Raw genomic sequence first — 12,850 nt, 5'->3', positions numbered from 1 at the left:
GACCATTTAACCAGATTTTCTTGGTACTTTTCTTCGGTCTTGTTTTCTTGCTGTTAGTTATATTTTTAGAGTCTAACGTTTTCTTAATGATTTTTCCTTTTCTCTCGGCACTACAGTTAGGTTTGTATTTTTATCTACTTTCTTATTTTCTACCGTTCGTTTTGCTTATTCTTTTTCTATTTTATCTGCAATCCTTGAATAACTCTCCTCTATACCATTGGTAATTTCATCCTTTTATTTTGGATGCCCACCTAATCTAGTAATTTTATTAATGCTTCTATATTCTTTCATAGTCATTTTTCTTCTATTTATTTTCTTCACTATACATATTCGGAGGAATACATAGTTTTATGGGGGTCAAAAAATATTTTTATAAAAAAATACATATTTATTTCAAAAATAAAAACCACCAATTTGAAAAAGGATAATCAAATTGGTGGTTTTCTTATAATATCTATTAAATTAAGTTGGATTCTCATTATATCTAAAAAAGTACTAGCTATCCTCTTCTGATTTTCTCCATTTTTATCTTTCTTGGTTATCATAATATGTCTTATCTGCGTATTTTCTATCATTTCCTTTTAGATAAGCTAAAATTACTTTCGGATTTTTAAGTAAAGTCCAGTCTCCATATGTATCAAATCTTCTGCATGAAGTTATCATTCCATTTTTAATAGTACCGAATTTCTTATTATTTTTCTTTCCCCACTCTTTTAAACGTTTAGCGAAATCTGCATCTTCTGCCATAAGCATGTTTTCATTAAATCCGTTGATTGCCATAAAGTCTTTTCTATAGCACCAAAAAATCCCTACAGATATAGCTCCGTACTTAAAAAGTAAGGGGATTATGATTAACATTGCGGAGAGAAATATTCCTAAAGATATTCTTTCAAACTTACCATTCACCCCACCACCAATGTATGTACCTGAAGCTAAATATTTATCTACATTAAACAACATAGACTCTGTCATTATCGTATCAGCGTCTATAGTAACGATTATTTCTCCACTAGCTATTTTAGCCCCTGCATTTCGAATTTTAGATAAGTTTTTATCGTTATTTTTCAATGTAACACAATTATAAGATTTTGCTATTTCCTCTGTTTTATCTGTACAACGATTTAAAACAACTATAACTTCCGTTTGCTCTTTATATGCCTCTGATGCCTTTGCAATTGAATCTAAACATTTTCTAATGTACTTTTCTTCATTATGCGCAGGAATTATAATAGAAAACTTCACATCTTTTTTCAAATTAACTCCTGAAGATTCGTTTGTCTCAGTCATAATATTACCCCCTTATTTTATAAGGTAAATATCTACTATACATAAATTATATTAATATTTATTAGGTTATATTATAGAAACTGACGGTAAAGAGGCTCTTACTGTCGACGTTCAAAAGCAAGACGTACAGCAAGCCCCGTTAAAACACTTGCCATAAGCCAACGCTGTACTCGTAGCCACGTCGGGCGTATGCCAAACCATTTTGCAATTTTACTTGCTGTACATACAATTACAAGGTTAACCATAAAGCTAACAGTGATTTGCGTAAGCCCCAAAACTGCACCTTGAAAAAGCAACGATCCCTTCTCTGGATCTTCAAATTGAGGTAGAAGTGATACATACAAAATAGCAATCTTTGGATTCAGAAGATTCGTCATGAGTCCCCTCAGAAATAATTTCCTTGGTGGCTCATTAGAAATCATACGAGGTTCCATAATAGATGTAGCACCCGGTTTAATCGAATTCCAGGCGAGCCAGAGCAAGTAAGCAGCACCTGCCCACTTTACTGCTTCATATACAGCGGGAACAGCAACGAATAGAACTGTAAGTCCAAACATAGTTGCGATTATATAGATTACAAATCCGAGCATGATGCCCAATAAAGAAATAAATCCCGCCATACGTCCTTGCGTAATGGAACGGGAAATGAGGTAAATCATATTAGACCCAGGTGAACAAACCATGCTAAGCGAAACAATTGCAAAAGCTACCAATGTACTCAAGCTGACCATAAACCTTCCCCCTTTATTTTACATAAAATTTCCTATTGTACATTTTATCATGATTGAGGAGAGAAAAGATTAATATAAAACGATGCAGCTAAGTAATATTATCGGATCGAATGTATTGTAATCACATACTTCTCATTCTCTTAAGTAAGGATCTAAGAGTACCCTATCCATAGAGCTACTAAAACCACTACAAATAAAGCAAAACAACATGTGGTATTTCGAATCCATTTTTGTATATCACCAAAATACCTTTCTATAAATATAGCGTTGGTAGTAAGCATAAGAAATAAAACAAAGAAAGGCAGCGAGGTATAGGTCCATTTTTATCTTCATGGCTGGAATTATACCCCTTACCAAACTTCTAAATAAAATGTATAGCTAAGTAGTTACCTTATTTTTCAAAAAATTCTGATTATTTCTTTTTCACTTCTTCTACAAATTCCCATGTCTCTCCGTTATCTTTTGATTGATAAAGTGCACTACTATCGCCATTGTAGTCTCCATCTGCCCCTTGTCCAACTAACATATTAAAAACCCCATCTTTCTCATATGGCATACTAGGTGAATCAAAAGGACTTATTGTGGACTGTGTATGATCTAATTTCACTTCATGCGGCGGATATTCTACCTTTTTAAAAGATACTCCCCCATCATCTGTGCGATATAACTCTCCTTCATTACCAGAAGGCCTAATTGCTCCTAAAAACCCAAGTTTATCATTTATAAAAGTGATTCCTGATACACTACCAATCCCCCCATTAAATGGGTCTGGATTGATAACCTCCCATGTTTTCCCTTCATCACTAGTCTTGCTTAATGAATAAAAGGCGCTCCCTAATGCTTTATCTGTCATATTTAGTTTATAACCAACTTCTTTCGATAGGAAAAACTGTTCTTTTTCATTCTTTAAATCTTGTTGTTTCTTCTCTTTAAGCATATCTTCTTTTGGAGGCGTCTTTGATTTACTCCAACTTGCGTCACTTATTAAATTATATCTAGCAGGGACTAGCTCTTGCTCTTTTCCAGGGACAAATATAGATACAGTATATCCAATGATATCAGAAGCTGCTTTTTTAAGACTCTGTCCCTTACCATCCTCAGTAATATTAATAATTCCCTCTGTATTGGATCCCCAATTTCTTTTTCCATAATAAATCAACCCATACTTACTTTCATTCCATTTTCTAACCGTTTGCTTAACTGGAATCGCCTTAACCGTTTCAATTAAAGGTTCTACTAATTTATCATCATTATAATCAGGCTTTGCGTATCCGTCTCGTATTATAGTAATATCTTCTGACTTCTTCTTATTATAAGAGATTAAATAAGTTTCTTCTTTCCCATCATCATTTTTCCCATAAACAAATGTATCAAACGCTGTGATTGTTCCATCTGAATGAAATGTAAGATCAAAATCAGTTGCCATATACAATTTCTTTGGCAAAGGATATTTTTTATTTATATCTTCAAAAATACCTTCTACTCCAGACTTATATATATTATTATGTTTAAGTTTAACTGACCTTTCATGTTTTAACTTTTCTATAAACCATGCCAATTTACCATTGTAATTTATTGCACTTTTATAAATCTGCATCCCATAAAATGATGTAATTGCAACAATAATGATAATAGAAATGGATCTCCATGCTATTGAATTTGTTAATTTTTTAGATTCATATTCTCTATTTTTTATCACCCGCATTGTAGTAAATGTAGTTATGGATATAAAAAGTACTATACATAATAACAAAATGTAAATATTATAATTCATTCTTCCGTACTTACAGTATAAGGCCAACTCATAACAAAAAATTCCGTATACAATTATTAGTATTGGATTTGTTACTAATGACAGAAGTATCCTTTTTGTATTTTCTCTAAATATAGAAACCACCCCTAATTACATGAATTACTGATATTAAGTATACTTTATTGTAAAGTAACAAAAAAGCTATTTAATCTTGCCGCAAAAAATACAATAGACATCTTTCTATTAAAGCCGTTTACAAATCTAGTTGTTTCATAGACAATGGATTTTTGAGTGAATACTAAAGTTGCTTCATTTATACGAATTACAAATCCAAGCATGATGCTCAATAAAAAAAATAAATCCTGCCATACGCACCTACGTAATGGAATGAGAAATAAGATAAATTAAAATAGGCTCACCATAAACCTTCCTTCTTTATGTTACATAAAATTTCCTATTGTACATTTTATCCTGATTGGGGAGAGAAAAAATTAATATAAACCGATGCAACTAAGTAATATTATCGAATGTAGTGTAATCACATATTTCTCATTCTCTTAGGTAAGGACTAAAAATAACCTATCCATAGAGCTACTAAAACCACTACGAATAAAGCAAAGCAACATGTAATATTTCGAATCCACTTTTGTATATCACCAAAATACCTTTCTATAAATATAGCGTTGATAGTAAGCATAAGAAATAAAACAATGTAAGTAAAAGATCCCAATTTATCGTTAAATTTTTCATTAGTAAATGTACTTACATGAAGGAATAGAAAAACAAACGTTACTATGAATAGCTCAAATAATCTTTTTTCATTCAATCTGCCACCACCTTACAGCAATTCCCTTTTATTCCATTTTATCAGAACATACTGTGTAGCAGCACATGAATATTATATTCATGTTAAAAAGGCCAACAATCCAAGATTGTTAGCCTCTACTTTCCATATTCGCACCTTTTATCACTTTACTTCCTAACAACAGGAATCCACATTTCACCAAATACTAAGCCATTTCTCTGCCCCATTTCAACCGTTGTATTCGGTCCACCAACATAGGCAAAATCCTTTGCTTCTGGTAAAGCTTGACCGAAGCCGATGCCAGTAAGCTTATTACTTAGCTCTTCAGCCGTTTTGTCTTCCCCTTTCACTACTAAGTATTCTCCCCTCGGAAACTGAATCACTCTAGATTCTTCTTCTATTTGTGCTTCTGTCATGACACCCGCATAATACATCATTTTGTTATTCACCGCTTCGCTCACGGAAAAAATGTATTCATTTGTAGCTAAAGCTTTTAAAGTGTCCAGCCTTCCATCTTCTTTAACAGCCGACCAAAAGTCTTCCTTTTCTTTATTTATTCCAGCAAAGTCTGTGTATTCACTCTTAATTTCAGTTCCAATACCTAACACAATAAAGCTATCTTTTTCTTCTATAGTATAATTTTTCATATTCAAAACCTGCCTCTTTTTTTATTAATCAAACGATTTATCTTTTCATCTGATACGTTTATAATACCTTTAAACCATGTCAAAAAATGATACTGTTTAGGAGACTAAAATGAAAAAAGTTGAACGGATTAATACAATTATGCGGTATATCAACAACCGCTCTCACTTTACAATTTCTGAAATTATACAAGAATTTAACATATCACGGTCGACAGCTATTAGAGACATTAGAGAAATTGAAGCTATGGGAATGCCACTTGTCACTGAAGTTGGGAGGACCGGGGGATATTTTGTTATGCACAACTCTATCCTGCCCGTTGTTCGCTTTACTGATAATGAAGTGAAAGCTCTTTTTATTGCCTTTATGGCTACGAGGAATCAACAACTTCCCTACCTAAAGAGTCGTCAATCTTTAGCCGAAAAACTACTAGGACTCATCTCAGAAACCCAGCAAGATGATCTCGTTCTTTTAAATCAACTCTTGCTTTTCCAAGGGACTAACCCTCATAATCCCGATCTACTTGAGCTTTCTGATCTCCCCCATCCTATGTTAGAAAAACTCATTCAAATCCTTCTTTTGGATAACCATTTATTAATTACTATGAAAGAAGATGAAGAAATCAAAACTTATCCAATTTATCTATTGCACCTTTATCAAGAAAAAAGCCATTGGATCATTGAAGGGTTTGACTTAAAAAAAGAAAAGAAGATGATGTTTCCTGTCGATGATCTCATTAATATCGAACCATACACGACGAACAAAAGGCTAAATAAGAAAAAGATTTTAGAAAAACTAAGTAAGAAGGACGAAATAATCAACTTGGTACTTGAACTTGGACCAAAAGCAATTGCCCAGTTCAAAAAATACCATCCTTTAAAAATTTCAATATCTTATACTAATCCTTACCAATCTACAGCTATTTTAAAAACTTTTATCAATGTTAACAATCCCGATGAAGTGACGGAAATAATAAATTGGCTGCTTTTTCTAGGGAAGGATATTAAAATCAAAGAAATACCCGATGAAGTATTAGCAGATTTACAAAAACGAGTGTGCTTATACATTCCATAAGCAGCGAGCCTCAAATATTAAGCTTTATCACTGGATAATTATCCTATTTTTAAATACCATTTCATTTACTACAATGAGAGCATGATAAATAATAAAAGCACGGAAAATCTCCCGTGCTTTTCTAAATATATATTATTCCTGAAGGTTTCGTTTATCACGTTTCTTACCCTAACTGACGTTTAAATGCTTTACTGGCGAAAAAGTAAGAGATGACCATTATACCTACGCACCAAGCGAGCGCAATCCAAATATCGTTTCCAACAGTTCCTTCATATAAAAGAGCACGAATCGCATTCACGATTGAAGTTACAGGCTGATTCTCTGCAAACGCACGAACAATTTTTGGCATCGTTTCGGTAGGCACAAAGGCCGAACTAATAAATGGAAGAAAAACTAGCGGGTACGAGTAAGCAGTCGCCCCTTCCATAGACCTCGCTTTCAATCCTGGAATGATAGCTAGCCATGTTAGCGCCAGCGTAAACATCCCAAGTATCCCAGCTACCGCGAGCCAATCTAGAATATTAGCACTGGAACGGAAACCCATTAAGAGTGCAACAAGAATAACCACCACGATAGTAAGTACATTAGCAACCAGAGAGGTTAGAACGTGAGCCCACAATATCGATGAGCGCTTAATAGGCATCGTAATGAAACGTGCCATCAGCCCACTCTTTACATCCGTAAAGAGTCGCACGGAAGTGTAAGCTACACCGGATGCGATAGCCATTAGCAAAATTCCCGGCAATAAATAATTAACGTAGTTTTCCGTTCCAGTTTTTATTGCGCCGCCAAACACGTAGACAAATAATAGCATCATCATAATCGGTGTAATCGCTACTGTAATAATTGTATCCGGACTGCGCATAATGTTACGCATTAAACGACCTAGTAATACACCTGTTTTACTTTTCATTTACATCTCCTCCTTTTTGCCAATGATCGAAAGGAATATTTCTTCCAATGTCGGTTGCTTCTCGATATACTCCACTTTTGCTGGCGGGAACATCTCTTTTAGTTCAGCAAGAGTACCTGTCGTAATAATTTTTCCGCCATGCAAAATAGCGATACGGTCTGCCAGTTGTTCTGCTTCCTCCAAGTACTGAGTCGTAAGCAAAATAGTTGTACCGCTACCAGCAAGTTCCTTGACTGTATCCCACACTTCGATTCGCGCTTCAGGATCAAGTCCAGTCGTTGGTTCGTCAAGAAAAATAACTGCTGGCGCCCCAATCAAACTCATCGCGATATCAAGCCGGCGCTTCATCCCGCCTGAATACTGATCTGTCCTTTGGTTTGCCGCATCAGTCAGGCTAAATCTTGCAAGTAGATTGTCAGCAACTTGAGCGGGATTAGAAACACCACGTAATTTGGCGATCATTATCAAGTTTTCCCTCCCTGTCAGCATACCGTCTAAAGCTGCAAACTGCCCTGTCAAACTGATACTTTGACGAACATGATCTGGTTGACTCTGTACATCAAATCCACAAATACTTACTTCACCGCTATCTTGCTTCATTAGTGTCGAAAGGATGTTGACCGTTGTCGTCTTTCCCGCTCCATTTGAGCCTAGCAGCGCGAAAATTTCTCCACGCTGCACCTCAAAATCTACCCCTTTTAAAACTTCCTTGTCTTTAAAGGATTTTTTCAAGCCTTTTACAGAAATCACTGCATGACTCATACTTTTTTCCTCCCTATAAAAATGTTTTGCGAAGACTATTTATTTACCTCTATCTATTTAGTATCACTGATATTCTGTATTACTTAGTACCGAGTTAAAAATATAACTGAATAGCTATGATGGCAATTCATATGTGTAACCAGCTAATCAGTCGGTACTACTTATTCCATTTATTTTTTTCTCAATTTCTTCATAATACTTTCATTCAAATCTTCACGATACTTGGAGACGTAAGTTTTAGCATTTGCCACTAGTTCGTCAGCAAAAGAAGCCACGTCATCCCCAGTAATGTCAAGCACTTGTCTTCCTTCCGCTGCACCCGCTTCGAACAAATCGATTAATTCATACTGTATGTGTAACATATCCATCCCGTTACCCGCTGAAAAATTCCACATGTAGTTTTGAATTTTCTTAAATACAAATTGGTAGTCCTCTGGCAGAGCCTCAACTCGTGCCATCATCATTTTGTACTCTTTTTTATCACCAATTAACTTTTTAAACATTTCTAACATCTTATTTTCCTCCTTTTTTATAAAACCGAACAAGAAATTCTCAAAATATCGGCCGAAACATTTTATCTTATGAACCTATTTTGACTTCAAGACGTTAATTTTTGACGATACAAAATCCCATTTTTCCCAAAACAATTCAAGCTCCTGGCGGCCTTCTTCATTTAATGAATAAAACTTACGAGGCGGTCCCATATCTGATGGTTTCTTTTCAATATTCACAAGCTTTTTCTTCTCTAATCGTACGAGGATGGTATACACCGTACCTTCCACAACTTCGGTAAACCCAAGATCATTCAGGTGGCGGGTAATCTCATAGCCATACGTTTCACGGCGACTAATGATTTCCAGTACACAGCCTTCCAGTGAACCTTTCAGCATTTCAGTTAAATTTTCCATGTCCTGCTCCTCCTTTACCCCCTATTCTGTCTGACTTATATTCAGTATCACAGAGTACTAAGGCGAATTTTTTACTGAACAGTTTTTGTGAATCCGAACTATTCAGTATCACTTATTACATCTACATTGTATGACTAAGTAGTTGTGGATGTCAACTTTATTTTCAAAAAAAATAAAAATCCGCTTTACCCTAACCGGATACAGCCTACTTTTTTTATTGTAAGGACCATCACACTAGCAAAACAGAACTGATTCAAAGTGTAATTTAAATCAGCTCTGTTTTATTGTTTTTATACCGATATATCTTGTTTTTTCACGATACAAATTGTTTCTCACTACCATTCCCATTGCATATAAAGCATAAAGGCAAGTGCGGTCAGAGAAAATTTCCAGAGATTATCCGTACATGATACGAGCCCCCAAAATACAATTCTGTTAGAAATCTGTTCTCTATATTCTCTTTTATTTTATTTCTGATAGTTGATTAGCAACACTATCTAAAAATTTTTCTACCTTTTCTTTTGATGTATCCGGCGCATGATAACCGATCGTAAATGTAAGCCTTCCATTATAAGAGCTTGCTCCCATTGAAAAGAATGGTGCATACATAATAGGTGATGCCATATACCCGTCCTCAGCTTGAATTTGACCAAACTGAATAGGTTCCTCAGCAATCACTCCCAAATTTGTCAGTAATGGCAACGCCATCCCCATCTGTACAGCCTGTTCATATTGCTGATTATACATTTCCTTCACTGTAGATAGCTTCATTTCTGCCAGTAACTCCATTCCTGCTGCTGAAGAAAGACCTGGATTTTGAGACTTTATTTTATCCATTGATTGTTTAACTCGAACAAGAGTCTGCTTAAATGTTTCATCGTCTTCCATTTTAATCACTGGCATTTCCATACCGGATAAGTTGCAAATAGCACCAGTTGTATTATTAGGCAGATATCGACGTAAATCAATTGTCAAACCAATCATTTTTTCTGCAGTACGAGGTTCTGCATACACAGTGAAATGTGATAAAACTCGGAAGTAAGCAGTCATGATTACATCATTCAAGGTAACCTGTTGTGCTTTTGTCCATTGGGTTAAACGTAGAGTTTGCTTATGGCTCAATCGCCGTACGGACATTTGGGGAAATTTATTTTTGTTAGGTTGAGATGGAAAAGACCATAACGATGCCTGTTGTTCTTGGTTAGGACGATACGCACTTTTTATGTCCGATATTCCAGCGTATTTGAATACATGTGATTGATCTCGACAACTCTCATTTCCCTCATCAAATTCCTTTATAATTTGCTTCTTAGACCGTCCCAATGAAAGGTGAGTATATATTGTTCCAAGCAATTTTATATATTCCTTGACTCCTGCACCATCTGAACATAGATGAGACAATTTCACAACTAACATATCTATTGTAGTGCCCCGTAATAATTTCGTTTGAACCATAGGCCCCTGAATACGATCACCAGGTTCCTTAATAAAATCTATTGCCATTATTTCAAGTTCTTGATTATTTCCTTCTGCAAAAAAGCAAATAGATGAGTTAGTGTCAGATGAATGTTCCTCCCAGTAAGGAATATCATTTTCTACAAACCGGCTGTTCAAAACTGGTTGCAATTGCAACGTTATCCTTACTGATTCTTCAAGTATTTCCTTGGATATACCTACAGGAAAATAAAGAACTGCATTAATTTGTTGATCTGCAGAATAAAGACCTAATACATAATTCATTCGATCTTGTGGTGTTACTGAATACTTTCTTTTCTCCATAATTCCGTCCCCCTTTAGGACTTTTTGTATAACCCTATTTTCCATATGCTTGTAATTTTTCTAGTCATTTTTCTTCAAGAGCTAATAACGCTTATTTTTCGAATTTTTAACGAAATCATCTTCTCCGTATTGGTTTCATTCTTTTTACAGGTGATATATTCATTATTTTATTGTTATCAACACTGCCTAACCTTACAATAAAACCAAACGAAAATAAATTAAGTTTACATATACATAAACATTTTATTATAACGTCTATAAATTATCAATACAGCAAATAAATCATTTTTATGTCTGTCAATAAAAAACAATATATTCAAGGTCCACTTCATAATAAAAGATTGATGTGCATGTAAATGTACCCATATCACTTTCAAAATAAGAATGAGAATTTTTTCAACAAAAATAAGATGCAGTTATTGATTTTACAGTAAAAAAAGCCCCTCCATTTTGAAAATGCGCAATCAAAATGAGTAGGGCTATTTCCAATTTAAATTTTATAAAAGAATGATTATCATAAATAATATTTTACTTTTTAGTCTACCTTATTATTTTCAATCCATTTTCCTAATAAATGAATGGATTTTATTCCTATAATTTGAGGTGGTATCGTTGGTTTTTAAAAATAGAAAGCTTATTTTCAAATCAAATGAAAAAGAGGTAAAATTATAGATATTCATGTAGAAATTTCGTTTTGGGGATACTTAAAATCTTAAGGTGATGGGCATGTGGTGTTATACTTTAAAAGCTCTATAAATTTTATAGATATAGCGATTTTCTTTATTAATAATCATTTGTATGTGTGTTTACTCACACACATACAAATGATTTATAAAGCCACAATTAAGTGAAAACATCTTTTCCGTTACGATAACATCATAGCCATGTCTTCTGCTGCATTTGTAATTAGTTTTAAACCAAATGTTTCTTGTAATACATCAAGCACGCCAGGTGAAATAAATTCAGGAGCCTTTGGACCGATGCGAATATCTTGAATTCCAAGACTAAATAGCCCGAGTAAAATGGCAACCGCTTTTTGTTCAAACCATGATAGCACAATACTTACTGGCAATTCATTCACTTCACATTGGAAAGCATCAGCTAATGCAGCTGCTATTTTCACTGTAGAAATGGAATTATTACATTGTCCTAAGTCGATGTAGCGCGGAATCTCGGTACCAGGTACAACACCGTAATCCACATCATTAAAGCGGAATTTCCCGCAAGAAGTTGTTAAAATAACTGTTTCTGGCGGAAGTGACGTTGCTAATTCACGATAATATTCTCCACCTTTTCCCGGTGCATCACAACCGGCAATAACAAAGAAACGCTTTATCTTCCCCTCTTTTACTGCATTAATAATTTCCGGAGCTAATGATAATACTGTATTATGATGAAACCCTGTTACTAACTGTTCATCCGACTCCATATGTACTTCTGAAAGTTCTAGTGCTTTTTGAATCAATGGTGTAAAATCATCATTTTCAATTTTTTGTACACCCTCTAAACCTGCAATGTCATATGAAAAGAATCGATCAGAGTATGATCCTTTAATTGGCATAACACAGTTCGTTGTAGCTAATATGGCACCAGTAAATTTTTCAAAAAGGCGTCTTTGATCATACCATGCCTTACCGATGTTTCCTTTTAAATGTTTATATTTTTTCAGTTGCGGGTATCCGTGTGCTGGTAGCATTTCAGAATGCGTATAAATATTAATGTCTTTTCCTTCTGTTTGCTTTAATAGTTCTTCTAATGCAAATAAATTATGGCCCGTAACTACAATTGCTTTACCTTCTACACGATTTTGTGTAATTTGTACAGGTTCTGGCACACCAAAATGATTCGTATGTGCCTCATCTAATAATTCCATCACCTGTAAAGCTGATTTCCCCACTTTCATAGCCATATCAATATGCTCTTGTTCGTTAAAATTAGAATTTGTTAATGTCATATATAAAGCTTCTTGTGTTGTAGCATCTACAAATCCATCCGTATACCCTAGCTGAGCAGCATGTGTGCGATAAGCTGCAATTCCTTTTAGCCCAAACACAATCGTATCTTGTAGACTCGCAATCGTTTCATTCTTGCCACAAACACCCATTACTTTACATCCGCCTGTTGGCGTTTGTTCACATTGATAACAAAACATATCATCCCACCCTCTCCCAATCATTCATTACACCTTAAGCA

General features: G+C 34.7%; 12 protein-coding genes and 1 pseudogene. 1 reads left to right on the top strand and 12 read right to left on the bottom strand.

All coding sequences use genetic code 11. The annotated features are described in order from the left end of the window. Window positions 1–525: 525 nt before the first annotated feature. From ACTFRM_RS08525 to ACTFRM_RS08500, 6 genes and pseudogenes are all read right to left on the bottom strand, one after another. A complete protein-coding gene (locus tag ACTFRM_RS08525) occupies window positions 526–1,287 on the bottom strand; it encodes a glycosyltransferase (RefSeq protein ID WP_000141007.1) in 762 nt (253 codons plus the stop codon). A gap of 98 nt (window positions 1,288–1,385) precedes the next feature. Next, the gene (locus ACTFRM_RS08520; protein WP_440043206.1) at window positions 1,386–2,018 is read right to left on the bottom strand and encodes a LysE family translocator; all 633 of its coding nucleotides are present in this window, start codon (window positions 2,016–2,018) and stop codon (window positions 1,386–1,388) included. A 152-nt stretch (window positions 2,019–2,170) separates the two neighbouring features. Beyond that, a pseudogene (locus tag ACTFRM_RS08515) lies at window positions 2,171–2,326 on the bottom strand (DUF3963 domain-containing protein); the annotation flags it as partial. Window positions 2,327–2,430: 104 nt separating this feature from the next. Further along, complete coding sequence (locus ACTFRM_RS08510; RefSeq protein WP_074048016.1) at window positions 2,431–3,915, bottom strand: WD40/YVTN/BNR-like repeat-containing protein; 1,485 nt, start codon at window positions 3,913–3,915, stop codon at window positions 2,431–2,433. Between the two features lie 424 nt (window positions 3,916–4,339). After that, a complete protein-coding gene (locus ACTFRM_RS08505; protein ID WP_440043205.1) occupies window positions 4,340–4,597 on the bottom strand; it encodes a DUF3963 domain-containing protein in 258 nt (85 codons plus the stop codon). Window positions 4,598–4,743: 146 nt separating this feature from the next. Continuing rightward, window positions 4,744–5,223 (bottom strand): GyrI-like domain-containing protein, encoded by a 480-nt coding sequence (locus tag ACTFRM_RS08500; RefSeq protein WP_000801041.1) that lies wholly within the window; start codon window positions 5,221–5,223, stop codon window positions 4,744–4,746. A gap of 109 nt (window positions 5,224–5,332) precedes the next feature. On the opposite strand from ACTFRM_RS08500, the gene ACTFRM_RS08495 reads away from it, so the two are divergent. Continuing rightward, entirely contained in the window at window positions 5,333–6,295 is a 963-nt protein-coding gene (locus ACTFRM_RS08495; RefSeq protein WP_098771312.1) for a helix-turn-helix transcriptional regulator, read from the top strand. Between the two features lie 163 nt (window positions 6,296–6,458). Here the strand turns inward: ACTFRM_RS08495 and ACTFRM_RS08490 are convergent, their stop codons facing one another. The 6 genes from ACTFRM_RS08490 to hcp all read right to left on the bottom strand — a co-directional run bounded on the left by ACTFRM_RS08490 (window position 6,459) and on the right by hcp (window position 12,809). Then, the gene (locus tag ACTFRM_RS08490; protein WP_000837816.1) at window positions 6,459–7,208 is read right to left on the bottom strand and encodes an ABC transporter permease; all 750 of its coding nucleotides are present in this window, start codon (window positions 7,206–7,208) and stop codon (window positions 6,459–6,461) included. After that, window positions 7,209–7,970: an ABC transporter ATP-binding protein gene (locus ACTFRM_RS08485; protein WP_016124979.1), complete on the bottom strand. Its 762-nt coding sequence runs from the start codon at window positions 7,968–7,970 to the stop codon at window positions 7,209–7,211. A gap of 170 nt (window positions 7,971–8,140) precedes the next feature. Next, window positions 8,141–8,482 carry a DUF1048 domain-containing protein gene (locus tag ACTFRM_RS08480; protein WP_000891986.1) on the bottom strand — a complete coding sequence of 114 codons (342 nt, stop codon included), beginning with the start codon at window positions 8,480–8,482 and terminating at the stop codon, window positions 8,141–8,143. 75 nt (window positions 8,483–8,557) lie between these two features. Next, a complete protein-coding gene (locus tag ACTFRM_RS08475) occupies window positions 8,558–8,878 on the bottom strand; it encodes a PadR family transcriptional regulator (RefSeq protein WP_000429487.1) in 321 nt (106 codons plus the stop codon). 462 nt (window positions 8,879–9,340) lie between these two features. Next, entirely contained in the window at window positions 9,341–10,657 is a 1,317-nt protein-coding gene (locus ACTFRM_RS08470; RefSeq protein WP_000415478.1) for a condensation domain-containing protein, read from the bottom strand. An 865-nt stretch (window positions 10,658–11,522) separates the two neighbouring features. Then, window positions 11,523–12,809 (bottom strand): hydroxylamine reductase, encoded by a 1,287-nt coding sequence (gene hcp, locus ACTFRM_RS08465; protein WP_002164474.1) that lies wholly within the window; start codon window positions 12,807–12,809, stop codon window positions 11,523–11,525. Window positions 12,810–12,850: the final 41 nt, after the last annotated feature.

Source organism: Bacillus cereus group sp. MYBK227-1, from assembly GCF_051916325.1.
GTDB lineage: Bacteria > Bacillota > Bacilli > Bacillales > Bacillaceae_G > Bacillus_A > Bacillus_A cereus.
Note: the sequence above shows the minus strand (reverse complement) of the source record. Positions and strands in the feature narration are given on the sequence as shown.

Bases quoted from the DNA above. Each gene is read 5' to 3' on its own strand.
- ACTFRM_RS08525 (WP_000141007.1), bottom strand. From the start codon at position 1,287: ATGACTGAGACAAACGAATCTTCAGGAGTTAATTTGAAAAAAGATGTG.
- ACTFRM_RS08520 (WP_440043206.1), bottom strand. From the start codon at position 2,018: ATGGTCAGCTTGAGTACATTGGTAGCTTTTGCAATTGTTTCGCTTAGC.
- ACTFRM_RS08500 (WP_000801041.1), bottom strand. From the start codon at position 5,223: ATGAAAAATTATACTATAGAAGAAAAAGATAGCTTTATTGTGTTAGGT.
- ACTFRM_RS08495 (WP_098771312.1), top strand. From the start codon at position 5,333: ATGAAAAAAGTTGAACGGATTAATACAATTATGCGGTATATCAACAAC.
- ACTFRM_RS08490 (WP_000837816.1), bottom strand. From the start codon at position 7,208: ATGAAAAGTAAAACAGGTGTATTACTAGGTCGTTTAATGCGTAACATT.
- ACTFRM_RS08485 (WP_016124979.1), bottom strand. From the start codon at position 7,970: ATGAGTCATGCAGTGATTTCTGTAAAAGGCTTGAAAAAATCCTTTAAA.
- ACTFRM_RS08480 (WP_000891986.1), bottom strand. From the start codon at position 8,482: ATGTTAGAAATGTTTAAAAAGTTAATTGGTGATAAAAAAGAGTACAAA.
- ACTFRM_RS08475 (WP_000429487.1), bottom strand. From the start codon at position 8,878: ATGGAAAATTTAACTGAAATGCTGAAAGGTTCACTGGAAGGCTGTGTA.
- ACTFRM_RS08470 (WP_000415478.1), bottom strand. From the start codon at position 10,657: ATGGAGAAAAGAAAGTATTCAGTAACACCACAAGATCGAATGAATTAT.
- hcp (WP_002164474.1), bottom strand. From the start codon at position 12,809: ATGTTTTGTTATCAATGTGAACAAACGCCAACAGGCGGATGTAAAGTA.